We start from the raw sequence: 22,227 nt of genomic DNA, 5'->3' as shown, positions 1-22,227 counted from the left end.
AGGGGGGTGCGCGGCGGGGCGTACGGGATCGGGGGGTTTCCGGGCACGCCGGAGACGCCTCGAACAATAGGTCACGAACCGATAACGGCGCAAGCCTGTTCGTCGTGGGTCTCTCCCGACTCCGTCGCGGCGGCGAACAGAGCGAGCAGCGGGCCCATGTCGGACCGCTCCCACACCCGGTGTCCGTCGAGGTCGAGGGGGACCGGCGCCGAGCAGGACGGACCGCCCGAGCAGGTGATGCGCTGCACGTCCCCCGACGCCGAGTACGAGGTGAGGGGGGACGCGCACCACGGGCACGGGTACCGGCTGCTTGCCGACCGCTCGTCGTGGCGCAGGGTGCGCAGTACGCGGTCGGCGCACTGCCTCGCGACGCGGTGCGCCTCGTGCAACGCCCATCCGGGCAGGGGGGCGAACAGCGGGTCGGGCCCGTCGGTCTGCTCGCCGAGCACGCGTCCCTCGACGTACACGCTTGCCCAGTGGGCGCCCTGCGCTCGGGAGCCGTGCCCGTGCTGCGTGCGGTAGTTCCAGCGGTGCAGCTCGTCGAGGGGGGTGTGCTCCTGTGTCACGGCGGCGCAGGTGTCGGCGAGGTCGAACAACGCACCCTCGACGGCGACCACGGCATCGTGGGCGGTGAGGTTCAGCGGGGCGGGGTGCGCGCGCAGGGCGTACGGCTCCCGGTCCTCGACGAGCAGGGGCCCCTCGGCGACCTTGTCGAGGAACGCGGTCGTCTCCCTCGGTGGCCAGTCGGCCGCGGTGGGCGGCGCCTCGACGGCGGCGAGCAGCGCGCCCCACTTGTCGCGCACGATGCGCAGGGCGGCGACGGTCTGATCTATGGCTCGGGTCTGGTTCATCGGTCCCCCTCGACGGCGACGTGCTGCTCGACGAGCTGCTCGCGCAGGGCCTCGGCCTCGGCGAGCGCGAGGTCGCGGTCGGCTTCGGTCTCGACGAGGGCCTGCTCGGCGGCCTCGATGCGCTTGTGCAGGCGCATCGCCGCGGCCTGCTGTCCGCCGGCGCTGCGGCGGTGGGTGTCGCTCTCGGCGACCTCGGCCTCGACGTCGGCGCGCAGGGCGGCGCAGTCCTCGGGGGTGAGCACGCCGCGGTCGGCGCGGGCGAGGAGCAGCAGGAAGCGCTCGCGCCGGGCCTCGCGGGTAAGTTCGCGGACGAGGACTCGGCCGCGACGGGAGTCGGTACGGGTACGGGCGTGCAGTGTCATGCGGGCGTGTCTCCGTTCGAGGCTCGGCGGGCGGCCGACGAGCAGGCGGTGCAGTGGAGCGGGCAGGGACGGCGGACGAGGGCGCGCGCCTCGCGGTCGAGGCGGCCGTCGAGCCGCACGGCGCCGACGAGGGCGGCGACCACGGCGAGGGCGAGCGCGGCGACGAGGCCGAGCAGGACGTCGGTCATGTGGTGCGGTCCCCGTCCGTACGGGCACGGCGGAACCAACGGGCAAGGGAGCGCCGAGCGCGCGGTTCCCGCGCGCGAGGCGCGACCGGTCGCGCGTAGTGGGTGCTGTTGATCTCCCATCCGTCGATGGCGAGGCGGTCGAGCAGGGATGCGGCGGTGAGCGTGGCGAGGTGGGGGTGCACGTCGAGCGTGTCGGTCAGGTGGGCGGCGATCGAGGCGCGGGCGGCGGGCGGGGTCATCGGTGCTGTCCTCCTGATGTGTGGCGGGCGCGGGTCTCTCGGGGCGAGGGCGGGGTGCACATGAGGCGCACGAGGCGGTCGTGCTCGTCCTCAGCGTGGTCGGCGAGGATGCGGTCGCAGAACGCGGCGGTCAGTTCGGCGAGATGGGCCTCGGCGCGGGCGCGGCGGGCGGCGTCCTGCTCGACGAGGCGTCGAAGGTGATCACTCACGCGGCGGCCTCCTGTGCGGCTCGGATGCGGGCGGGGTGCGGTTCGGGGGCGGTGCAGTGCTGGCCGGGGGTGGCGCCGCAGTCGGGGCAGGTGGTGACCTCGACGGCGTAGGCGTCGCGGCGGCGGCCGTGGACGTTGTTGCGCAGCTCGATCCCTGCTCCTCGCTTGCACAGTCGGCGGCGGCCGGCGCGGCAGGTCTCTACCGGGCACGGCACGGCGAGCGCGGGCAGCGCGGCCCGTTGGTTGGGCAGGGGCGCGCGCAGGGCGGACCGCTGCTCGGGCGTGATGTACGGGCGCACCTCGTCGTCGACGGGCCGGCCGACTCCGGCGACCAGGGCGAGGACGGCGGCCGGCGGGGCGGCGTCGAGTGCCTGCGTGATCGACCGCGCGGGCAGGTGTCCCTCGGCCGCGGCGGCGAGCTGCTCGCGGCGGCGTGCGGTGAACTGCGCTCCGGTCTCGGTCGGGTTGCCGTCGTAGACCGGGTGGGCGGCGCCGATCCGGGCCTCGCGGATACGGGCGCGAATCCTGCGCACGTCCGCGGGGGTGGCTCGCTTCTCGGTCACGCCGTAGTGGTCGGCGACCGCTTGGCGGGTGTCGTCGTCGAGGGGGACGTCGCGCAGGGCGTAGGCCCATGCTCGGGCGTCCGCCTCGCCGATGGTGCGCAGGTCGAACGCGGCGCACAGGGCAAGGACTTCGGCGGCGTCTGCCGGGGTCATCGGGCGTTCTCCTGTTCTCGGAGTTGGGCGGCGAGGTCGAGACCGGCGCGCACCCGCTGATCGGTGGTGGAGGGGCGGGCGGCGCCGGGGTTGAGCGGGACGACGTTCGGGCCGGCCCCGGGTGCGCGCGGGGGCGGGGTGGGCAGGGAGCGCCAACCCGAGACGAAGTAGCGGGCGGAGCGGGGGCGGGTGCGTGCGGCCTGCCAGGCACCGCCGGCGTGGTCGACGAGGACTTGTACGCCGCACCGCTCGATCAGGGCGTGCAGCAGCAGCCACTCGGCGGAGGACAGTTCCCAGGAGACGACCATTCCGGCGGCGCTCATGGCGTCGACGAGGGGCCGTACAGGCTCGGCGATCCGGGGACCGTCCGGGCTAGCTTGTTCCCCTCTACTTCCGAAGGAAGTAGAGGGGTAAGGCTTGGTGCTGGCTTGGGGGCCTGTGACGCTATCGACGGCGTCACGGTGTGACACCCCCTCGCGACCTGCGGATTCCTCCTGAAACGGGGGTGCGTTTCGGTTCTGATTCGGAGCCGATCCGCGCTCGTTTCGCGCACGATCCGCCGCCGATTCGCCGCCGATCCGAGCCTCGTTTCGCGTGCGGCTCTTCGCCTTGCGCTCCGCGGCGGCGGTCCGGTTGGCCTCGACCTGCGCCCTCGTCGAGTTCCGCCCGCCCTCGAAAAAGTCGTGCACCATGAAGTCGCCGACGGGGGGCTGCGGGCACCGCGGGCAGGTGTGACCGTGCTCGTGCCACAGACCGACCGTGACCAACTTCCGGGCCTGCGGGGCGGTCCCGTACTGGCGGGCGACCACGGCGGGCACGGTGCCCTCGGTGAGGTGCTGCGCGGAGTAGGCGCCCGCCCGTACCCACAGACCGAGGGCGGCGTTACCCGCCTTGACGATCTTCGGGTGCATGTGCGAGCTGTCGTCGATCTTGAACCACGCCACGGCGGGTGACTCCTTCCTGATCTGCGGGGGGTGGGGTGCCCGGCTCGGGCCGGCCGGCGAGAGCGGCCGGGGTGTGCAGCGGGCAGCGGTAACCGGGCAGGTAGCGGCGGGCGCCCGGGGCGCCGCAGTAGCGACGCCCCGCCCCGCTCCAGTGCCGGCACCGGTAGTCGATGGCCGGCCCCGGGGTCACTGCGCGGCCGGCTCGGCGGCCTCGGGCCACCCGGCGAACCGCGAGGGCACGTCCTCGACCGACGACTGCTCGCCGCCCTGTACGGACGGCTGCTCGACGATCTCGCCCTCGATGAACTCCCCGGGCACGTCGAGCCCCTCCGGGGACGCATCGCGCCGCACGGTCCCGTCATGGGCCACGGCGCGCGCGAGTTCAGCGGACTTCGGCAGCAGCTTGAACAACTGCCGTACGGCCGTCTTGCACGCCATCGCGTCGTAATCCGTGGACCACGGCCCGAAATCCTTCGCCTTGCTCCGCTTGCGGATCGCCTCGACGTCGTCGACGTCCAGCACCACGAACGCGCTGCCACCGTTGGCCAGTCGCGCAACGGCGTAGTAGTGCGTCGCCTGCCCCCTCGCCGAGCCGCGCGCCGGAACATGCCGCAGCTTGGGGTCGAGCCCGTACTCGAACTCGAACTCGTCGCCCTCGTGCACGGTCCCGGTGTCGAGGCCAGCGGCGAGCGGGTGCTGCCAAAACAGCTTGATCATGCCCTGATAGCCGATGACGAGCTGTACCTCGTACCCGCGGATCTTCTTGTTCCAGAACGGCAGCAGGTACGCCTCGCCGGACACGCCGCCCGGCTCCAGCCCGAGGGCAGAGCAGGTCATCAGGGCGCCGGCGAAGCTCTCGCGGCTGCACTCGGCGAGGTGTTCGACCCTGCGCAGCTCGGTAAGCGCGATCCGGGCGATACGGTCGGCGCCGCCCATGTGCGCGGGCAGCGCGCGCTCGATCTCCGGGCGCATCTGCTGCACGAACTGCACGAGGGTCGCGGCCGGTTGCGCGGCGCGGGTGGCGGGGACGGCGGGTGTACGGGTCTGCGTGGTGCGGGTGGCGACGCGGTCGGCAAGGTTGCTGCTCATGCTGCGGTGCTCTCTTTCGGGACGACGAGGCGTCGGGCGCGGTGCGCCCGGAACTCGTCGGGGCGCTCGGCGGCGAGGCGCGCGGTATCGAGCGCGTCGACGCGGTGCGTGTACTGCTGCGCGAGGTCGGGGTGCGCGGCGGTGAATCGTTTCTGTGAGAGCGGGCCGTTCTGCTTCCACGTGAACGCGACGGCGCCCTGCGTCTTGACGATCTCGGCCTCGCCCGCGGCGGCTTTCAGGCGGTTGTCGACCTCGCGCAGCTCGGCCGCGGTGCGCTCCTCGCGCGCCTTGAGCTCGCGGCGGCGCTCCAGCAGGGGCAGCACCTCGGCGGGGTCGGCGACGAGCACGCCGCCGGCCTTGACCGCGTAGAGGTGATCGAGCAGGGACTCGGTCGCCTCGGAACCGTCGACCGGCGGCGGGACGCGGTCGAGCACGCCCTGCCAGAAGCGGCCGACGATCTCGACGAGGTGCTCGACGAGGGTCTCGTCGCGCTCGACGCGGTGAATCAGCAGCCGGTTTCCGCCGAGCAGCGCGGCGACGTGTGCGTGCCCGTATCCGGTGACGGCGAGGTACCAATGCGTTTGGAGTGCCGGCCCGTCCGGCACGCCGAGCAGCCACTCGTCGAGCTGAAAGGCGCTGCGGGTCTTGATCTCCAGCAGGCTCGACGGCGCCGAGGCGCCCTCGTCGAGCACGTACCGGTCGACGTTCGCCAGCATCCAACGCCGCTCGACGTGTGCGAGCGTTCCCGGACCATCGACGACGCCGAGGCCGGTCCGCTCGGCGAACACGCGGGCGACCGTCGGCTCGTGTTGGTGCCCCCAGAACGCCGCCTCGGCGAGGATCGGGTCGAGCGGGCGGTCGAGCGGCAGCTCGCCCATCTTGTCTAGGTAGACCTCGGTCGGCGAGGTGTACCTGCTCATCCCGAGCACCGCGGCAACCTCAGAGCCGCCCACCCCCGTACGCCGCACGGTGAGCCACTGCTCGCGGTCGAGGTTCGACGGGGCGACGACGACGCCGGTCGGCGTCACGAGCGGCGCCGCCGGAGCGCCGCTCACTCCGCACCCCCGACGTACCGGGCGTAGACCCGGTATTCGGTCGAGCCCCCCGAGGTGACCGTGCGGGCGACCGCCTCGAAGCTGCCAGCAGGACCGTACGCGGGCAGTCGGGCGTTACGGATCGCCTGCGCGGCAGACGAGGCGCGGGTGACGCTCGCCGGCTTCTGTACGACACCCCAGACGTTCGGGTGAGCGCGTAGGTCGGCGGCGATCCTGACGTGCTTCGTGTTGCGTTGCTTGGGCGGCGGGCCGACGAACTCGACCGCGCTCACGCGCTGTTCGCTCTTCACGCTGCGACCCCCTGCTCGGCGCGCACCTGCCGGATGCGAGGGGCGAGGATGCGTCGGATCACGGCGAGCTGCTCGTCGGTGGGTTCGGGCCAGTCTTCGCTTTTGGTCGGTGTGTCGGGTGCCTCTTTGGTGTGCACGGTTCCCCCTCCGTGTGTTGCAGATGTCGAACAATCAAGGGCCCAAAGTGCTCCATAGCGCCCAACTGGCTGTTGCAGATGTCGAACAATGGCAACCGTAGGTGGCAGGAAAGTGCACGTCAACGGCATTGATCCGCGTGCAGTTCGGGGCAATGGCTGATTAGATGAGACTGTTCGAGTTGTGAAACAAGAACGGAGACAAGAGAGTGCCGGAGAGTGACAACCCGTTTCGGGCTCCGTATGGGACGCCCTTCGGGGATCTCCTGCGGTCTGCGAAGGAAGAGCTAGGGCTCTCGTATCGCAAGCTCGCCGAGAGGGCGATCGACCCCACGACGGGCGAGGCGGTGGGGTACACGACGCTGCATCGGATAGCGGCGAACAAGTCGATCATGCTCTCGCCCGGGGTGGTGGGTGCCGTTGCCGCTGCCATTGGTCGCCCCGAGCGCGACGTTCGAATCGCCGCATCGCAGCAGTATTGCGGCCTGGTCGCCGATGATCCGTTCGACATGAGCAACGACGAGACGACCGTCGTCGTCGTGCACGCTCCCGGCATGGGTCGGAAGGACATGCCCAAGGTCGAGGCGCTCCTGCGACGCTATGCGGCGGGTGAGGTTCCGCCGGAACTTTCCGAAGGGGACCGCTCGTCTTCCTAGTTGATCACTACGCGTCGTATGCGCGTGACCTGCGGTGTTGGGATGAGTAAGGTGGTTCGGGCGTCTTGCCTCGTGCATATGTTCGAGTCAAGGTCCGTCATGCCACGAGGGGGGCAACACCTTGATCCGCGTCATCCGCACCCAACTCGATACCGGAGCGATCACCGTAGTCCGCGCCACCGAACACGGACTCACGATCGACATGGACGGCCGCCACATCACCCCCACAGGTGCGGCAAGCCTCCAGCAAGCCCTTAACGGCCTCGCCCCCCACGCCGAACAGGACGGCGCCGCCCAAGGCGCTCCGTCGGCGCCCGCTGGCGAGTGAACCTGAACACCACAAAGGGCCGCAGGGGGCGCATCCCCTGCGGCCCTTCGGCCGTCCGTATCCGCTACGCCGCGCCCGCTGCCGACTTCACCGGCATACGAGGAGCGAGGGACACGTGCTCGCTCGCCGGCACGCTCGGACCGTGCGGGACCTTCTTCATCCGTACATCGAGCAGCGTCTCGGCGATCAGGCGACGCTGCGGAAGCTCCAGCGTCGCCCACCCCTTGGCGACCTCTTCCGGCGTGGTCCCGACGATCTCGCGCACGACCGACGGGGCCTTGAGCGACTTCACCTTTGCTTCCGCGGCGGCGATCTTCGGAGTGAGACCGGCCTCGATCTCAGCAAAGCTGTCCGCCGAGAGGGCCCCCTCGATCGCCTTCGAACGGAACTCCTTAAGGCGTACCCGCAGCATGACGACCTCGGCCTCGGCCTCTTCGATCTGGTTCAGCGCCTCGTCGTCGCCCTCCGTAAAGGCGGCGATGAACGCCGGCGACGACAACCACTTGAACAGCTCGCCCTCGACGTACGCGTCTATCCCCTTTGTCAGACCGGAGACGTGATACCCCTTACCGCCGAACTTGCCCTCGACCTTGGGCTGCACACACCGGTAATAGGGGCCGTACTTGTTCCTTCCCGACCCAACCGCCACAGAGCACACATCACAGACCATGCTGCCGGACAGCCAGTTAACGGCCTTTCCGGGCCTGGAATTGTGCCTCTTCGCCTTGCGTTCGGCGATGATCGCGACCGCCCTCACGTGCACTGCCTTGTCGACGATGCGCGGCCACGCGTCCTCGGCCGTCACCTTGCCGTGGTGGGTGCGAGCACCGAGGTATCGCGGGTCTTCCGCGTAGTCAACGACCGTCGCAGGGTGCCACCGGGCGAGCAGCAGCGGCTCGCGGCGCGCGTTGAAATCCTGCGAGATGTCGAGGGGTAACTCGCCTGCCGCCAGACGGGTGCGAGCCTCGACGCGCAGATCTTCACGGTCAACGAGGCGGGTCACCCATGCGGGATGCAATCGAGAGTTGGCCGGGAGATCTTCCCTCCACTCGGCCAACGCCTTGATCTGTTCCTTGCGCCACTCGCGGGCGGGCGGGGTCACGCCGCGGCGATTCAACGCCAGAGCGATTTGGGCGTACGCCTTGCCATCCGCGACCGCCTTGCAGATCTCCGCGACGATCTCGGCCTCGGCCGGCTCCTTCTCCGTTCGCAGCAGCTCGCGGGTGTGCGGGTCGTAGACGCGTCGGTACCCGTATGCGCGCTGACCGTGCGGCTTGCCGTTGATCGCGTTCGCGCGCAGGGACCGCAGCACGTTGTCGCGCATCTCGTCGACCTCGCGCTCGCCGATCAGCGCGTCGAGGCCCGTGCGAAAGCGGTCGTCTTTGTCGCTGAGGTCATAGACCTTGCCGCCGTAGCACCAGAGCACACCGTGCTTGGCACAGGCATCGCGGAGACGGGCATAGACAGCCAAGTCGCGTTGCAGACGAGTCGCCGCCCACGCGTACACGATGTCGAGCTTCCCCTGCTCGATCCACTCGATCATGCGCTCAAAGTCTTCACGCTCGCGGCCCCCCGCGTGACGTGATGCCGAACGGTCGTCGTCGATGAACGTCTCAACGATGTTCACGCCGTCGCGATCAGCGTCGGCCTGCGTGGCGTCGAGCTGCTCACGGACCGATCGGCCCTTGCTGTTCGTCTTGCCGCGGTACGCGCTCTTGCGTGCGTATCGGCCGCCCCGCAGGCCGGCGAGGCTACGTGTCCCCCGCGGCCCTGCAATCGTCTTTAGGCTCATGCCTCCCCCTCGCTTCAACCGAAGTATCTCTAACTCGGTGAAACCAAGGTGGCTCCGAAGGCCTGACGACGGTGCGGCGGTTGTCCGCCCGTGGCGGTCAACCGCCGCGGGCGGAAAGCCCATTGCCCCGCATATCCCTCCATTGGCAGACTCGCGGCGATCAGCCGACGATCATCGTTTGGCTGACGATCATCTGTCCCATGGGGGGAACACAGAGTGAGATTCCGCATGCCCGCGCTCCGGCGCACCGCAGCCGTCCTGACCGCGCTGGCCCTGCCGCTGACCGCCGGCCTGGCCGGCGCCGGCACCGCGCAGGCCGCGCCGATGCCGACGGGCGAGTTCCACTGGGCGGGGGACCAGGGGGACGGCGACACCGATCGGTCCGTCTGGTACGGGCCGGTGTACGGGGACCGGCTCGACGCCACAGCCTCCGCCGACCACCGCACCCTGCGCGTGGTCATCACGCGGCCGGGCGACACCTGGACCGTGGACCTGGCGGCGCCCGCCGGGCAGGCCCTGGGCGTGGGCAGCTATGCGAACGCGGTGAAGACGCCCGAGATGCCCGGGGTTGCCCTGGACACGCCGAGCATGTTCGTGAACGGGTACCAGAGCGGCTGCGCCACGCTGTCCGGCGGGTTCACCATCAGCGAGCTGACCTTCGGCGAGGGCGGCACCGTCAAGTCTCTGAAGGCGAACTACCGGCAGGAGTGTGCGGACCGGGGTGTGCTGACCGGGTACGTGCAGCTCAGCGATGTGGCGCCGCCGAAGCCGCTGGCCCTCGGCATGACCATCAAGGCGGGCGGCAAGCTGGCCAACGGCAAGGCCACCCTGAACGGCACGCTCACCTGCACCAAGCCGGCCCGGGTCCACGTCGGCGGCTCGGCGAGCCAGGAGCAGCCGCTGTTCGTGCAGGGCCGGTTCGTGGCCGAGGTGGACTGCGTACCGGGCAAGAACGTGCCGTGGAAGGTCGAGGTGCAGGTGCACACCCCGGCGGAGGGCACCCCGTTCATCCGGTCGGAGCGTCTGAAGGTCTTCGGCAATGTGCAGGCGCAGGACCCGGACACCGGTTCCTACGTCTTCGGTGACGCCAACAAGTGGGTGACGCTCGGCTAGCCGCTGCCGCAGGGCATGCCGAAGGGCCGGCACTCCACCCCCGAGCGGGGGAGTGCCGGCCTTTCTGCACGCTTGGGTGCGTCTCTGCGCGTCTGTGACGGCTCAGAGGACGCGGACCGCTCCGGTGGGGCGGTCGTAGCTCAGGGAGCGCTCGACGATGCCCGTGCGGGGGTTCTGGGCGCCGACGAACTTGCCGCCGCCCACGTAGACGGCCACGTGGTAGGCGCTGCCCTTGGAGCCCCAGTACAGGATGTCGCCCGGCTGGAGGTTGCTCAGCGAGACGGAGCGGCCGGCCAGCGACTGGTCCTGGGACATGCGCGGCAGGGAGATGCCGGCCTGCCGGTAGGCGGCGCGGACGAGGCCGGAGCAGTCGTACGCGGTGGGGCCGGTGGAGCCCAGCACGTACGCCTTGCCGACCTGGGCGCGGGCGAAGCTCACGATGGCGGCGGCGGAGCCGGTGGCCACCGGGGTGCTCGGGCCGTCCTCGTCCACGGTGGTGGTCTTGGTGGACTTGGTGGAGGTCGTGGTGAGGGAAGTGCGGCTGTCGTTGCGGGAGGCGCGCTCGGCGGCGGCCTTGCGGTCGGCCTCCTCCTTCGCCTTCTTCTCGGCGTCCAGCCTCTTCTGGGCCTCTTCCTTGGCCTTCTTGGCCTCGGCGGCGGCGCCGGTGCGGGCGCTCTCCTCCTGCGCGTTGAGCTCGCCCTCGACGGCCGCGGCGCGGCTGTTGTCGGCGGCCGTGGTGACGGCGGAGGACACCTCGGAGCCCAGGTCCAGGTTGAGGACCGGCATCTCGAGGGTCTCGGTCACGGGCTCGACGGGGGTCGCGCTCGCCGTGCCGGCCATCGCCAGCGTGCTGAGAACGCCACCGGCAACTCCGGCGCGGACCGCGAGCTTCGAGGCGCTGCGGCGCGGCTTCCGGTGGCTGGGTATGTGAGCGGTGAGGGACATGAGTACAACCGCTATCAGGGCGTCAGGGTTCCCTTCAAGAAACGTGGGTTGCGCCACAGTTGTGCGCGAACGGCTCGAACCGGACGCTCCGCTCACCTTATTGACGCCGTAACGGGCGAATCGGACAGGCCGTTGCAAGCCCGTGATCATTGGCTTTCCATGATTCGTCCGTTTTGGTCCAGTGCCTACCATCCATGCGCACAGTTGGCCAAGCCCTCTTTCCTCGGCGCGAATCGGGCGTGACGCAGGTCACAGATTCATCACTCTGTGAGGGGCCTGTGGAGTTCGTGAACGGATGCACGCGTCCACTTCGGTCCCCGCCGCCTCCCCCGGTCGGGCGACGCGGGTTCCCTTATCACGCGATTGCCCGCTGTTGCCAATTTGCATGCAGGATCCAGGCTTTGATAGTGCGACAGTCTTTCTACCTGCGGAAACCGGCCCGGATGTCACCTCTGGTGATCATGTGGGTGCTTCGCGTATGAAGATCACCACTCATTGGACTTCATGATCGTTCGTCAGGTGGTGGAGATCACAAACTCGGTCTGGACACCCGTGTCGCAGATCACAGACCGCCGGGCATAGGATGCGCAGCAGTCCGGCTTGTGAACTGCCTCACATGCGACCTCGAACCTGGGGGCGATCTTCGAGGCGGGGCACGCGCCGGCGAGCGGTCCAACGGTCAAGGACGACTGGAAGGAGCGAGGAGCGTGAATGCCTACGCGCCCATCCTCGTGCTCGGCGCCCTCGGGGCAGGGTTTGCGATCTTTTCCGTGGTCATGGCCACGCTGATCGGTCCAAAAAGGTACAACCGGGCAAAGCTTGAGGCATACGAGTGCGGCATCGAGCCGACACCGGTGCCCGCTGGCGGCGGCCGCTTCCCCATCAAGTACTACCTGACGGCGATGCTCTTCATCGTCTTCGACATCGAGATCGTCTTCCTCTACCCCTGGGCCGTCACCTTCGACGCCCTGGGGATCTTCGGGCTCGTCGAGATGCTGCTCTTCGTGCTCACCGTCTTCGTCGCCTACGCGTACGTCTGGCGGCGCGGCGGCCTGGAATGGGACTGAGGGGCTGAATTTTCCATGGGACTGGAAGAGAAGCTGCCGAGCGGCTTCCTGCTGACCACCGTCGAACAGGCCGCGGGCTGGGTGCGGAAGTCATCCGTCTTCCCCGCCACCTTCGGCCTGGCGTGCTGTGCCATCGAGATGATGACCACCGGCGCCGGACGCTACGACCTGGCCCGCTTCGGCATGGAGGTCTTCCGCGGCTCACCGCGCCAGGCCGACCTGATGATCGTGGCCGGGCGGGTCAGCCAGAAGATGGCGCCGGTGCTGCGGCAGGTGTACGACCAGATGCCCGCTCCCAAGTGGGTCATCTCCATGGGCGTATGCGCCTCTTCGGGCGGAATGTTCAACAATTACGCGATCGTCCAGGGCGTTGACCACATCGTCCCGGTGGACATCTATCTGCCCGGCTGCCCGCCCCGGCCCGAGATGCTGATCGACGCGATCCTCAAGCTCCATCAGAAGATCCAGACCTCCAAGCTCGGTGTGAACCAAGAGGAGGCGGCCCGTGAGGCGGAGGAGGCGGCCCTCAAGGCGCTCCCCACCATCGAAATGAAGGGGCTGCTCCGGTGACCGACCAGACAGCCGAGAACGGCAACAACGTTCCTGCCCCCCGCGATGCCGCCGGAGCTGGCGCCGGCGAGGTGATCGGCGTACGCAAGGGCATGTTCGGCGCCGCGAGCGGCGGCGACACCAGCGGCTACGGCGGCCTGGTCCGGGTCGTGGCCCTGCCGGGGCCCTCCGCCCGCCCCTACGGTTCGTACTTCGACGAGGTCGCCGACGAGCTCGAAGGCGCCCTGGAGGAGCAGGGACTCGTCCCGGCGAACGCCATCGAGAAGACGGTGGTGGACCGGGGCGAGCTGACCTTCCACATCGCCCGCGAGCATCTCGTACGGGTTGCCCGCACCCTGCGCGACGACCCGGCCCTGCGCTTCGAGCTCTGCACCGGGGTCTCCGGAGTGCACTTCCCGGGGGACAAGGGCCGCGAGCTGCACGCCGTCTACCACCTGCGTTCGCTCACCCACGGCAGGCTGATCCGGCTGGAGGTCTCGGCGCCGGACGAGGACCGGCACATCCCGTCGCTGGTCGCGGTCTACCCGACCAACGACTGGCACGAGCGCGAGACGTACGACTTCTTCGGCCTGATCTTCGACGGGCACCCGGCCCTCACCCGGATCATGATGCCGGACGACTGGCAGGGCTTCCCGCAGCGCAAGGACTACCCGCTCGGCGGCATCCCCGTCGAGTACAAGGGCGCCCAGATTCCGGCTCCCGACCAGCGGAGGTCGTACAGCTGATGTCCACGTCAAACCACGCCTCCGCCCGGGAGACGACCGAAGGCACCGTCTACACCGTCACCGGCGGCGACTGGGACGAGATCGTCCAGTCCGCCGTCAAGGCGGACGACGAGCGGATCGTCGTCAACATGGGTCCGCAGCACCCGTCCACCCATGGTGTGCTCCGGCTGATCCTGGAGATCGACGGAGAGACGGTCACCGAGGCCCGCTGCGGGATCGGCTACCTGCACACCGGAATCGAGAAGAACCTCGAATTCCGCAACTGGACGCAGGGCACCACCTTCGTCACGCGCATGGACTACCTGATGCCGCTCTTCAACGAGACGGCGTACTGCCTGGGCGTGGAGAAGCTGCTCGGCATCACCGAGCAGATCCCCGACCGGGCCACGGTCCTGCGGGTGCTGCTGATGGAGCTCAACCGGATCTCCTCCCACCTGGTGTGCATCGCAACCGGCGGCATGGAGCTGGGCGCGACCACGATCATGATCTACGGCTTCCGGGACCGCGAGCTGATCCTCGACATCTTCGAGCTGATCACCGGTCTGCGGATGAACCACGCGTTCGTCCGCCCCGGCGGCCTCGCCCAGGACCTGCCGCCGGGCGCCATGGACCAGCTCCGCGAGTTCGTGAAGACCATGAAGAAGAACCTGCCGGAGTACGACAAGCTCGCCACCGGCAATCCCATCTTCAAGGCCCGCATGCAGGACGTCGGCTACCTGGACCTGGCCGGCTGCATGGCGCTGGGAGCCACCGGTCCCATCCTCCGCTCCGCCGGCCTCCCGCACGACCTCCGCAAGACCGATCCGTACTGCGGCTACGAGACCTACGAGTTCGACGTGCCGACCACCGAGACCTGCGACTCCTACGGGCGGTTCCTGATCCGCCTGGAGGAGATGCGGCAGTCGCTGCGGATCGTCGAACAGTGCCTGGACCGGCTGCGGCCGGGCCCGGTCATGGTCGCCGACAAGAAGATCGCCTGGCCGGCGCAGCTCGCCATGGGCCCCGACGGCCTCGGCAACTCGCTCGACCACATCAAGAACATCATGGGCACCTCCATGGAGGCCCTCATTCACCACTTCAAGCTGGTGACCGAAGGCTTCCGGGTACCGCCCGGCCAGGCCTACGCGGCCGTCGAGTCCCCCAAGGGCGAACTCGGCGTGCACCTGGTCTCCGACGGCGGCACCCGCCCCTACCGGGTCCACTTCCGCGACCCGTCCTTCACCAACCTGCAGGCCATGGCCGCGATGTGCGAGGGCGGCCAGGTCGCCGACGTCATCGTCGCCGTCGCCTCCATCGACCCCGTGATGGGAGGCGTCGACCGATGACAGACGCTACGTCGACGAGCCTGGGCATGCCGCAGCTGCCGGCCCCCGACTTCCCGGCCGACGTACGAGCCCGGCTCGACGCGGACGCGAAGGAGGTCATCGCCCGCTACCCCGACAGCCGGTCCGCCCTGCTGCCGCTGCTGCACCTGGTGCAGTCGGAGGAGGGCCATGTCTCCCGCACCGGCATCCGGTTCTGCGCCGAGGTCCTGGGCCTGACCACCGCCGAGGTCACCGCCGTCGCCACCTTCTACACGATGTACCGGCGCAAGCCCTCCGGGGACTACCAGGTCGGGGTCTGCACCAACACCCTGTGCGCGGTGATGGGCGGTGACGCCATCTTCGAGGAGCTCAAGGACCACCTCGGGGTCGGCAACAACGAGACCACCCCCGACGGCAAGGTCACCCTCGAGCACATCGAGTGCAACGCCGCCTGCGACTTCGCCCCCGTGGTGATGGTCAACTGGGAGTTCTTCGACAACCAGACCCCCGAATCGGCGAAGGCCCTGGTCGACGACCTGCTCGCGGGCCGCCCGGTCGAACCGACCCGGGGCGCGCCGCTGTGCACGTACAAGGAGACCGCCCGGATCCTGGCCGGGTTCCCCGACGAGCGCGAGGGCGCGGTCGAGGCCGGCGGCGGTGCCGGACCGGCCTCGCTGGTCGGCCTGCGCATCGCGCGCGGCGAGTCCCCGCACGCCCCGATCGTCCACCCGCGTGGCGCGAGCACGGCTGAGGGAGGGGAGTGATGAGCGTGTCGACTGAGCTGAGCAAGAACGGGAGCCCGGAGAAGCTGCTCGCACCGGTGCTGTCGGCCTTCTGGGACGACCCCCGGTCGTGGACGCTGGACACCTACCGGCGGCACGAGGGCTACGAGGGCCTGCGCAAGGCGCTCGCCATGACTCCCGACGACCTGATCGCGTACGTGAAGGACTCCGGTCTGCGCGGACGCGGCGGTGCGGGCTTCCCCACCGGAATGAAGTGGCAGTTCATTCCGCAGGGCGACAACAAGCCGCACTACCTCGTCGTCAACGCCGACGAGTCGGAGCCGGGAACCTGCAAGGACATCCCCCTTCTCTTCGCCAACCCGCACTCCCTCATCGAGGGAATCGTGATCGCCTGCTACGCCATCCGCTCGCAGCACGCCTTCATCTACCTGCGCGGCGAGGTCGTCCCCGTACTGCGCCGCCTGCACGAGGCCGTGCGGGAGGCGTACGAGGCGGGCTACCTCGGCAAGAACATCCTCGGCAGCGGGATCGACCTCGAACTGACCGTGCACGCCGGCGCCGGCGCGTACATCTGCGGCGAGGAGACCGCTCTCCTCGACTCCCTCGAAGGCCGGCGCGGACAGCCCCGGCTGCGTCCCCCCTTCCCCGCGGTGGAAGGCCTCTACGCCTGCCCCACTGTGGTGAACAACGTGGAGTCGATCGCCTCGGTTCCCGCGATCCTCCACAGGGGCAAGGACTGGTTCAAGGCGATGGGGACGGAGAAGTCCCCCGGCTTCACGCTGTACTCGCTCTCCGGGCACGTGGCCAGCCCCGGCCAGTACGAGGCCCCGCTCGGCATCACCCTGCGCCAGCTGCTCGACATGAGCGGCGGCATGCGGCCCGGCCACCGGCTGAAGTTCTGGACCCCGGGCGGCTCCTCCACCCCCATGTTCACGGACGAGCACCTGGACGTCCCGCTGGACTACGAGGGGGTCGGCGCGGCCGGCTCGATGCTCGGCACCAAGGCCCTGCAGTGCTTCGACGAGACCACCTGCGTGGTGCGGGCCGTGACCCGGTGGACCGAGTTCTACGCCCACGAGTCCTGCGGCAAGTGCACGCCCTGCCGCGAGGGCACGTACTGGCTGGTCCAGCTGCTGCGCGACATCGAGGCCGGCAAGGGCCGGATGTCCGACCTCGACAAGCTCAACGACATCGCCGACAACATCAACGGCAAGTCGTTCTGTGCGCTCGGCGACGGTGCGGCCAGCCCGATCTTCTCCTCGCTGCAGTACTTCCGCGAGGAGTACGAGCAGCACATCACGGGCAAGGGCTGCCCCTTCGACCCCAAGAAGTCGACCCTGTGGGCCGACACGGAGGTGACCGCATGACCGCCCCGGCAGAGGACCACGTCTCCCTGACCATCGACGGGGTCGAGCTGTCCGTGCCCAAGGGGACGCTCGTCATCCGGGCCGCCGAGCAGATCGGCGTCGAGATCCCGCGCTTCTGCGACCACCCCCTCCTCGACCCGGTCGGCGCCTGCCGCCAGTGCATCGTCGAGGTCGAGGGCCAGCGCAAGCCGATGGCCTCCTGCACCATCACCTGCACCGACGGCATGGTGGTCAAGACCCAGCTCAGCTCCCCGGTCGCGGAGAAGGCCCAGCGCGGGGTGATGGAGCTGCTGCTCATCAACCACCCGCTGGACTGCCCGGTCTGCGACAAGGGCGGCGAGTGCCCGCTGCAGAACCAGGCGATGTCGCACGGCAACGCCGAGTCCCGGTTCGCCGGGCAGAAGCGGACCTACGAGAAGCCGGTGGCGATCAGCACCCAGGTGCTGCTCGACCGCGAACGGTGCGTGCTGTGCGCGCGCTGCACCCGCTTCTCCAACCAGGTCGCCGGCGACCCGATGATCGAGCTGCTGGAGCGCGGCGCGCTCCAGCAGGTCGGCACCGGCGAGGACGACCCCTTCGAGTCGTACTTCTCCGGGAACACCATCCAGATCTGCCCGGTGGGCGCGCTGACCTCGGCCGCCTACCGTTTCCGGTCCCGCCCCTTCGACCTGGTGTCTTCGCCGAGCGTGTGCGAGCACTGTGCGGGCGGCTGCGCCACCCGCACCGACCACCGGCGCGGAAAGGTGCTGCGCCGGCTGGCCGCGGAGGACCCCGAGGTCAACGAGGAGTGGATCTGCGACAAGGGCCGCTTCGCGTTCCGGTACGCGCAGCGCCCTGACCGGCTCACCACCCCGCTGGTGCGGAACCCCGCCTCGGGCGGGCTGGAGCCGGCGAGCTGGCCGGAGGCGCTGGCCGCGGCGGCGAGCGGGCTGGCCGCGGCGCGCGGCCGGGCCGGGGTGCTGACCGGCGGCCGGCTGACCGTCGAGGACGCCTACGGCTACGCGAAGTTCGCCCGGGTGGTGCTGGACACCAACGACATCGACTTCCGGGCCCGGACCCACAGCGCGGAGGAGGCCGACTTCCTGGCCGCCACCGTGGCGGGCCGCGGGGTCGGGCTCTCCGGTGACGGGGTGACGTACTCCTCGCTGGAGGCTGCCCCGGCGGTGCTGCTGGCCGGGATCGAGTCCGAGGAGGAGGCCCCCGGGGTCTTCCTGCGGCTGCGCAAGGCCCACCGCAAGCACCGGCAGCGGACCTTTGCGCTGGCGCCGTTCGCCACCCGGGGCCTGGAGAAGGCAGGCGGCACCCTGCTGGCCGCCGCCCCCGGCACCGAGCCGGAGTGGCTGGCCGCGCTGGCCTCCCGTACCGGTCTGGAGGAGGGCGGGCACGAGGCCGCCGAGGCGCTGCGCGCGCCCGGTGCGGTGATCGTCGTCGGCGAGCGGCTCGCGGCCGTGCCCGGTGCGCTGACCGCGGCCGTACGGGCGGCTGGCGCGACCGGCGCGCAGCTGGTGTGGATCCCGCGGCGGGCCGGTGAGCGGGCCGCGATCGAGGCGGGCGCGCTGCCCTCGCTGCTGCCGGGCGCCCGGCCGGCCACCGACCCGCGGGCCCGTGAGGAGGTCGCCCGGGCCTGGGGCCTGGACGAGCTGCCGCACCGGTACGGCCGGGACACCGGCCAGATCGTGGAGGCCGCGGCCGGCGGTGAGCTGGGCGCGCTGCTGGTCGCGGGCGTCGAGGTGGCGGACCTGCCGGATCCGGTACGGGCCCGGGAGGCGCTGCGGGAGGCCTTCGTGGTCTCCCTGGAGCTCCGCCCCAGCGAGGTCACGGACCATGCCGACGTGGTGTTCCCGGTTGCCGCGGTGGCCGAGAAGCCGGGCGCCTTCATCAACTGGGAGGGCCGGATCCGCCCGTTCGAGGCGGCGCTGAAGCCCGAGCAGATGACCAGGCGGCTGGCTCCGTCCGATGCCCGCGTGCTGCACATGCTCGCGGACGAGGCGGGCCGGCCGCTGGGCCTGGCGGACATCCACGCCGTACGCCGGGAGATCGAGCGGCTCGGCGGGTGGACCGGTGAGCGGGCCTCCGATCAGCCGGCCGGTCCGCAGCCGCTGCCGCGCCCCGGCGCGGGCGAGGCGGTGCTGGCGGGTCACCGGCTGCTGCTGGACCAGGGCCGGCTGCAGGACGGGGACGATGCCCTGGCCGGCACCCGGCACGAGGCCAGTGCCCGGCTGTCGGCGGCCACGGCCGCCGAGACGGGCGTCAAGAACGGTGACGTGCTGGCCGTGACCGGCCCGGCCGGCACCGTCGAACTCCCGCTGCGGATCACCGAGATGCCGGACCGGGTGGTCTGGCTCCCGCTCAACTCGACGGGCGGCGGGGTCACCGCGGACACCGGTGCCCTGCCGGGCGCCCTGGTCCGCATCGGCGCGGCAACCCCGGCCGCCGCCGGCGGCGAACCCACTGCGGAGGTGGACGCGTGAACCCCGTACAACTCGCGGCCGAGGACCTCTCGCTCTTCGGGCGGGACGTGTGGTGGCTGGTCCTCATCAAGGCGGTGTTCTGCTTCGCCTTCCTGATGGTGACCGTGCTGTTCTCCATCGTGTGGGAGCGCAAGGTGGTCGCCTGGATGCAGCTGCGCATCGGGCCCAACCGGCACGGCCCCTGGGGAATGTTGCAGTCCCTCGCCGACGGCATCAAGCTGATGCTGAAGGAAGACATCATCGTCAAGCGGGCCGACAAGGCGGTCTACGTCCTGGCCCCGATCGTGGCGGCGGTCCCGGCCTTCATGGCGATCGCGGTGATCCCCTTCGGCCCGGCCGGCGACGAGGTCTCCATCTTCGGGCAGCGCACCACCATGCAGCTGACCGACCTGCCCATCGCGATGCTGTACATCCTCGCGGTGGCCTCGGTCGGGATCTACGGCATCGTGCTGGCGGGCTGGTCCTCCGGCTCGACGTACCCGCTGCTCGGCGGACTCCGCTCCTGCGCGCAGATGATCTCGTACGAGATCGCCATGGGCGCGGCCTTCGCCTCCGTGTTCCTCTACTCCGGGTCGATGTCGACCTCGGCGATCGTGGAGGCGCAGGCGGACCGCTGGTACATCGTGCTGCTGCCGGTGTCCTTCCTCATCTACGTGGTCACGATGGTCGGCGAGACCAACCGTGCGCCCTTCGACATGCCGGAGTCCGAGGGCGACCTGGTCGGCGGCTTCAACACCGAGTACTCCTCGATCAAGTTCGCGATGTTCATGCTCGCCGAGTACGTGAACATGGTCACCGTCTCGGCGGTCTCGGTCACCCTCTTCCTGGGCGGCTGGCGGGCCCCGTACCCGATCAGCACCTTCTGGGAGGGCGCGAACCACGGCTGGTGGCCGATGCTCTGGTTCGTCCTCAAGGTGCAGCTGCTGCTGTTCTTCTTCATCTGGCTGCGCGGCACCCTGCCCCGCGTCCGCTACGACCAGCTGATGAAGCTCGGCTGGAAGGTCCTCATCCCGGTCTCGGTGGTCTGGCTGATGCTGGTCGCGACCGTCCGGGCGCTCCGCAACGAGGCCTACGACTTCGGCGAGATCGTGCTGTACGTCGGCGGGGGCGTGGTCGCGGTCCTGCTGCTCTCCCTGGTCGTGGACGTGTTCCGGGACCGGAAGGAGAAGGCGGCGGCGCCCGCGAAGGACGCCGCGGAGGAGCCCTTCGACCCGATGGCGGCCGGCTTCCCGGTGCCGCCGAAGCCCGGCCAGAGCCTGCCACCCGTGCCGCGCAGGCGGCCCCGCAGCGAGCGGGAGCTGATTGTCAGTGGCGGGGCGAATACTGACAGTGACCGAGAGGAGGGTGCTGAGAATGTCTGAGGAGAAGTGGCAGAACCCGGTGGCCGGCTTCGGCGTGACCTTCAAGGCCATGTTCAGGAAGCGGCTCACCGAGCAGTACCCGGAGCAGCAGAAGACCACCGCTCCGCGCTTCCACGGACGGCACCAGCTCAACCGCCATCCGGACGGTCTGGAGAAGTGCATCGGGTGCGAGCTGTGTGCCTGGGCCTGCCCCGCCGACGCCATCTATGTGGAGGGCGCGGACAACACGGAGGAGGAGCGCTACTCCCCGGGTGAGCGGTACGGCCGGGTCTACCAGATCAACTACGCCCGCTGCATCCTGTGCGGTCTGTGCATCGAGGCCTGTCCGACCCGCGCGCTGACCATGACGAACGAGTTCGAACTGGCCGACGCCAGCCGCGAGTCGCTGATCTACACCAAGGAGCAGCTGCTGGCCGGGCTGACCGAGGGCATGGTCGACAGCCCGCACTCGATCTTCCCGGGGATGGACGAGCAGGACTACTACCGGGGCCGGGTGACCGGGGCGGCTCCGGGCACGGTCCGGCAGCCGGCCGTCTCCAAGGGCGAGGAGCCCGCGTCCACCTCCTCCGAGGAGGTGGACGCGTGAGCGCCGTTGTCGCAGCCGCCGCCACCTCCACCGGTGAGGCCGTCCAGTTCTGGGTGCTCGGCACGATCGCCGTGATCGGCGCGCTGTGCACCGTCCTGATGAAGAAGGCCGTGCACAGCGCGCTGTGCCTGGCCGGGACGATGATCATCCTGGCTGTCTTCTACCTCGCCAACGGGGCGTACTTCCTCGGCGTCGTCCAGGTCATCGTCTACACCGGCGCGATCATGATGCTGTTCCTCTTCGTGGTCATGCTGGTGGGTGTCACCGCGGCGGATTCGCTGAAGGAGACCCTCAAGGGGCAGCGCTGGCTGGCCCTGCTCTGCGGGCTCGGCTTCGGCATCCTGCTGATCGCCGGCATCGGGCAGGCCGGGCTGACGCAGTTCAACGGGCTGGGCCGGATCAACTCCGGCGGCCATGTCGAAGGCCTCGCCGAGCTGATCTTCACCAAGTACGTGTTCGCCTTCGAGCTCACCGGCGCGCTGCTGATCACCGCGGCCGTCGGCGCGATGGTGCTCACCCACCGCGAGCGCACCGAGCGCGCCGCCACCCAGCGCGAGCTGTCCGAGCGGCGGGTCCGCGACGGAGTCCAGCTGCCGCCGCTGCCGGCGCCCGGTGTGTATGCGCGGCACAACGCGGTGGACGTCCCCGGCCTGCTCCCGGACGGCACCCCGTCCGAGCTGACGGTCAACAAGACCCTGCGCGACCGCGGCCAGATCCGCGATGTGTCCGGTCAGTCCCTGGAGGACCTGAAGGCGCTGGAGCAGCGCTCGGCGGAGCGCCTCGGACGGGACGATCGCGAGGAGGCTGCCAAGTGAATCCGGTCAACTACCTCTACCTGTCGGCGTTGCTGTTCACCATCGGGGCGGCCGGGGTGCTGATCCGGCGGAACGCGATCGTGCTGTTCATGTGCATCGAGTTGATGCTCAACGCCTGCAACCTCGCCCTGGTCACGTTCTCGCGCATGCACGGCAATCTCGACGGCCAGATCATCGCGTTCTTCACGATGGTCGTCGCCGCCGCGGAGGTCGTGGTCGGCCTGGCGATCATCGTGTCGCTGTTCCGTACCCGCCACTCGGCCTCGGTCGACGACGCCAGCCTGATGAAGCTGTAAGGGGCGTACAC

27 protein-coding genes are annotated in these 22,227 nt (G+C 69.9%); 14 read left to right on the top strand and 13 right to left on the bottom strand.

The window, feature by feature from the left end:
- Positions 1–71: 71 nt before the first annotated feature.
- The 11 genes from ABT123_RS28480 to ABT123_RS28430 all read right to left on the bottom strand — a co-directional run bounded on the left by ABT123_RS28480 (position 72) and on the right by ABT123_RS28430 (position 6,080).
- Positions 72–851: a hypothetical protein gene (locus ABT123_RS28480; RefSeq protein WP_351319806.1), complete on the bottom strand. Its 780-nt coding sequence runs from the start codon at positions 849–851 to the stop codon at positions 72–74.
- Complete coding sequence (locus ABT123_RS28475; protein WP_351319804.1) at positions 848–1,213, bottom strand: hypothetical protein; 366 nt, start codon at positions 1,211–1,213, stop codon at positions 848–850. The genes ABT123_RS28480 and ABT123_RS28475 overlap by 4 nt, the downstream gene beginning before the upstream one ends.
- Positions 1,210–1,401 carry a hypothetical protein gene (locus ABT123_RS28470; RefSeq protein ID WP_351319802.1) on the bottom strand — a complete coding sequence of 64 codons (192 nt, stop codon included), beginning with the start codon at positions 1,399–1,401 and terminating at the stop codon, positions 1,210–1,212. Before ABT123_RS28470 ends, ABT123_RS28475 begins: the two co-directional genes overlap by 4 nt.
- Entirely contained in the window at positions 1,398–1,640 is a 243-nt protein-coding gene (locus ABT123_RS28465; protein ID WP_351319800.1) for a hypothetical protein, read from the bottom strand. Before ABT123_RS28465 ends, ABT123_RS28470 begins: the two co-directional genes overlap by 4 nt.
- A complete protein-coding gene (locus tag ABT123_RS28460; protein WP_351319798.1) occupies positions 1,637–1,849 on the bottom strand; it encodes a hypothetical protein in 213 nt (70 codons plus the stop codon). Before ABT123_RS28460 ends, ABT123_RS28465 begins: the two co-directional genes overlap by 4 nt.
- Positions 1,846–2,565 carry a zinc finger domain-containing protein gene (locus tag ABT123_RS28455; protein ID WP_351319796.1) on the bottom strand — a complete coding sequence of 240 codons (720 nt, stop codon included), beginning with the start codon at positions 2,563–2,565 and terminating at the stop codon, positions 1,846–1,848. The genes ABT123_RS28460 and ABT123_RS28455 overlap by 4 nt, the downstream gene beginning before the upstream one ends.
- Positions 2,562–3,509 carry a mucin-2 gene (locus tag ABT123_RS28450; protein ID WP_351319794.1) on the bottom strand — a complete coding sequence of 316 codons (948 nt, stop codon included), beginning with the start codon at positions 3,507–3,509 and terminating at the stop codon, positions 2,562–2,564. The genes ABT123_RS28455 and ABT123_RS28450 overlap by 4 nt, the downstream gene beginning before the upstream one ends.
- 186 nt (positions 3,510–3,695) lie before the next feature.
- Positions 3,696–4,598, bottom strand: coding sequence for a recombinase RecT (locus ABT123_RS28445; protein ID WP_351319792.1), 903 nt, complete (start codon positions 4,596–4,598; stop codon positions 3,696–3,698).
- Positions 4,595–5,653: a YqaJ viral recombinase family nuclease gene (locus tag ABT123_RS28440; RefSeq protein ID WP_351319790.1), complete on the bottom strand. Its 1,059-nt coding sequence runs from the start codon at positions 5,651–5,653 to the stop codon at positions 4,595–4,597. The genes ABT123_RS28445 and ABT123_RS28440 overlap by 4 nt, the downstream gene beginning before the upstream one ends.
- On the bottom strand, positions 5,650–5,943 hold the full coding sequence (locus tag ABT123_RS28435) for a hypothetical protein (RefSeq protein ID WP_351319788.1): 294 nt from the start codon (positions 5,941–5,943) through the stop codon (positions 5,650–5,652). The genes ABT123_RS28440 and ABT123_RS28435 overlap by 4 nt, the downstream gene beginning before the upstream one ends.
- Positions 5,940–6,080, bottom strand: a complete 141-nt coding sequence (locus ABT123_RS28430; RefSeq protein WP_351319786.1) for a hypothetical protein — start codon at positions 6,078–6,080, stop codon at positions 5,940–5,942. Before ABT123_RS28430 ends, ABT123_RS28435 begins: the two co-directional genes overlap by 4 nt.
- A 206-nt stretch (positions 6,081–6,286) precedes the next feature.
- On the opposite strand from ABT123_RS28430, the gene ABT123_RS28425 reads away from it, so the two are divergent.
- A complete protein-coding gene (locus tag ABT123_RS28425) occupies positions 6,287–6,733 on the top strand; it encodes a helix-turn-helix domain-containing protein (protein WP_351319784.1) in 447 nt (148 codons plus the stop codon).
- Positions 6,734–6,854: 121 nt separating this feature from the next.
- Positions 6,855–7,061 (top strand): hypothetical protein, encoded by a 207-nt coding sequence (locus ABT123_RS28420; RefSeq protein ID WP_351319782.1) that lies wholly within the window; start codon positions 6,855–6,857, stop codon positions 7,059–7,061.
- 64 nt (positions 7,062–7,125) lie between these two features.
- Here the strand turns inward: ABT123_RS28420 and ABT123_RS28415 are convergent, their stop codons facing one another.
- A complete protein-coding gene (locus ABT123_RS28415; protein WP_351319780.1) occupies positions 7,126–8,853 on the bottom strand; it encodes a recombinase family protein in 1,728 nt (575 codons plus the stop codon).
- Positions 8,854–9,081: 228 nt separating this feature from the next.
- Here ABT123_RS28415 and ABT123_RS28410 point away from each other — a divergent pair, with 228 nt between their 5' ends.
- Complete coding sequence (locus tag ABT123_RS28410) at positions 9,082–9,966, top strand: hypothetical protein (RefSeq protein ID WP_351319778.1); 885 nt, start codon at positions 9,082–9,084, stop codon at positions 9,964–9,966.
- A gap of 102 nt (positions 9,967–10,068) precedes the next feature.
- Here ABT123_RS28410 and ABT123_RS28405 read toward each other — a convergent pair whose 3' ends face one another.
- Positions 10,069–10,911: a C40 family peptidase gene (locus ABT123_RS28405; RefSeq protein WP_351319776.1), complete on the bottom strand. Its 843-nt coding sequence runs from the start codon at positions 10,909–10,911 to the stop codon at positions 10,069–10,071.
- Between the two features lie 707 nt (positions 10,912–11,618).
- Between ABT123_RS28405 and ABT123_RS28400 the strand changes: the two genes are divergently transcribed.
- From ABT123_RS28400 to nuoK, 11 genes are read left to right on the top strand one after another with little or no spacing between them, the layout of a single operon-like run.
- Positions 11,619–11,978 carry an NADH-quinone oxidoreductase subunit A gene (locus ABT123_RS28400; protein WP_030201784.1) on the top strand — a complete coding sequence of 120 codons (360 nt, stop codon included), beginning with the start codon at positions 11,619–11,621 and terminating at the stop codon, positions 11,976–11,978.
- A 15-nt stretch (positions 11,979–11,993) separates the two neighbouring features.
- Positions 11,994–12,548 (top strand): NuoB/complex I 20 kDa subunit family protein, encoded by a 555-nt coding sequence (locus ABT123_RS28395; protein WP_351319774.1) that lies wholly within the window; start codon positions 11,994–11,996, stop codon positions 12,546–12,548.
- Entirely contained in the window at positions 12,545–13,273 is a 729-nt protein-coding gene (locus tag ABT123_RS28390; protein WP_351319772.1) for an NADH-quinone oxidoreductase subunit C, read from the top strand. Before ABT123_RS28395 ends, ABT123_RS28390 begins: the two co-directional genes overlap by 4 nt.
- Positions 13,273–14,598, top strand: coding sequence for an NADH-quinone oxidoreductase subunit D (locus ABT123_RS28385; RefSeq protein WP_351319770.1), 1,326 nt, complete (start codon positions 13,273–13,275; stop codon positions 14,596–14,598). Before ABT123_RS28390 ends, ABT123_RS28385 begins: the two co-directional genes overlap by 1 nt.
- Positions 14,595–15,341, top strand: coding sequence for an NADH-quinone oxidoreductase subunit NuoE (gene nuoE / locus ABT123_RS28380; RefSeq protein WP_351319768.1), 747 nt, complete (start codon positions 14,595–14,597; stop codon positions 15,339–15,341). The genes ABT123_RS28385 and nuoE overlap by 4 nt, the downstream gene beginning before the upstream one ends.
- On the top strand, positions 15,341–16,687 hold the full coding sequence (nuoF, locus tag ABT123_RS28375) for an NADH-quinone oxidoreductase subunit NuoF (RefSeq protein WP_351319766.1): 1,347 nt from the start codon (positions 15,341–15,343) through the stop codon (positions 16,685–16,687). The genes nuoE and nuoF overlap by 1 nt, the downstream gene beginning before the upstream one ends.
- Positions 16,684–19,158 (top strand): NADH-quinone oxidoreductase subunit G, encoded by a 2,475-nt coding sequence (locus ABT123_RS28370; RefSeq protein WP_351319764.1) that lies wholly within the window; start codon positions 16,684–16,686, stop codon positions 19,156–19,158. Before nuoF ends, ABT123_RS28370 begins: the two co-directional genes overlap by 4 nt.
- Complete coding sequence (gene nuoH, locus ABT123_RS28365) at positions 19,155–20,519, top strand: NADH-quinone oxidoreductase subunit NuoH (RefSeq protein ID WP_351319762.1); 1,365 nt, start codon at positions 19,155–19,157, stop codon at positions 20,517–20,519. The genes ABT123_RS28370 and nuoH overlap by 4 nt, the downstream gene beginning before the upstream one ends.
- On the top strand, positions 20,512–21,105 hold the full coding sequence (nuoI, locus tag ABT123_RS28360; RefSeq protein ID WP_351319760.1) for an NADH-quinone oxidoreductase subunit NuoI: 594 nt from the start codon (positions 20,512–20,514) through the stop codon (positions 21,103–21,105). Before nuoH ends, nuoI begins: the two co-directional genes overlap by 8 nt.
- Positions 21,102–21,920 (top strand): NADH-quinone oxidoreductase subunit J, encoded by an 819-nt coding sequence (locus tag ABT123_RS28355; RefSeq protein WP_351319758.1) that lies wholly within the window; start codon positions 21,102–21,104, stop codon positions 21,918–21,920. Before nuoI ends, ABT123_RS28355 begins: the two co-directional genes overlap by 4 nt.
- Positions 21,917–22,216 (top strand): NADH-quinone oxidoreductase subunit NuoK, encoded by a 300-nt coding sequence (nuoK, locus tag ABT123_RS28350; protein ID WP_150209175.1) that lies wholly within the window; start codon positions 21,917–21,919, stop codon positions 22,214–22,216. Before ABT123_RS28355 ends, nuoK begins: the two co-directional genes overlap by 4 nt.
- Positions 22,217–22,227 lie beyond the last annotated feature (11 nt).

Source organism: Streptomyces sp. NPDC002054 (assembly GCF_040296685.1).
Taxonomy (GTDB): Bacteria; Actinomycetota; Actinomycetes; order Streptomycetales; family Streptomycetaceae; genus Streptomyces.
This window is presented reverse-complemented; position numbering and strand designations above follow the sequence as displayed.

Excerpts from the sequence above, each read along its gene's own strand:
- ABT123_RS28480 (WP_351319806.1), bottom strand. The coding sequence starts at position 851 with ATGAACCAGACCCGAGCCATAGATCAGACCGTCGCCGCCCTGCGCATC.
- ABT123_RS28475 (WP_351319804.1), bottom strand. The coding sequence starts at position 1,213 with ATGACACTGCACGCCCGTACCCGTACCGACTCCCGTCGCGGCCGAGTC.
- ABT123_RS28470 (WP_351319802.1), bottom strand. The coding sequence starts at position 1,401 with ATGACCGACGTCCTGCTCGGCCTCGTCGCCGCGCTCGCCCTCGCCGTG.
- ABT123_RS28465 (WP_351319800.1), bottom strand. The coding sequence starts at position 1,640 with ATGACCCCGCCCGCCGCCCGCGCCTCGATCGCCGCCCACCTGACCGAC.
- ABT123_RS28455 (WP_351319796.1), bottom strand. The coding sequence starts at position 2,565 with ATGACCCCGGCAGACGCCGCCGAAGTCCTTGCCCTGTGCGCCGCGTTC.
- ABT123_RS28445 (WP_351319792.1), bottom strand. The coding sequence starts at position 4,598 with ATGAGCAGCAACCTTGCCGACCGCGTCGCCACCCGCACCACGCAGACC.
- ABT123_RS28415 (WP_351319780.1), bottom strand. The coding sequence starts at position 8,853 with ATGAGCCTAAAGACGATTGCAGGGCCGCGGGGGACACGTAGCCTCGCC.
- ABT123_RS28410 (WP_351319778.1), top strand. The coding sequence starts at position 9,082 with ATGCCCGCGCTCCGGCGCACCGCAGCCGTCCTGACCGCGCTGGCCCTG.
- ABT123_RS28405 (WP_351319776.1), bottom strand. The coding sequence starts at position 10,911 with ATGTCCCTCACCGCTCACATACCCAGCCACCGGAAGCCGCGCCGCAGC.
- ABT123_RS28395 (WP_351319774.1), top strand. The coding sequence starts at position 11,994 with ATGGGACTGGAAGAGAAGCTGCCGAGCGGCTTCCTGCTGACCACCGTC.
- ABT123_RS28385 (WP_351319770.1), top strand. The coding sequence starts at position 13,273 with ATGTCCACGTCAAACCACGCCTCCGCCCGGGAGACGACCGAAGGCACC.
- nuoE (WP_351319768.1), top strand. The coding sequence starts at position 14,595 with ATGACAGACGCTACGTCGACGAGCCTGGGCATGCCGCAGCTGCCGGCC.
- nuoF (WP_351319766.1), top strand. The coding sequence starts at position 15,341 with ATGAGCGTGTCGACTGAGCTGAGCAAGAACGGGAGCCCGGAGAAGCTG.
- ABT123_RS28370 (WP_351319764.1), top strand. The coding sequence starts at position 16,684 with ATGACCGCCCCGGCAGAGGACCACGTCTCCCTGACCATCGACGGGGTC.
- nuoI (WP_351319760.1), top strand. The coding sequence starts at position 20,512 with ATGTCTGAGGAGAAGTGGCAGAACCCGGTGGCCGGCTTCGGCGTGACC.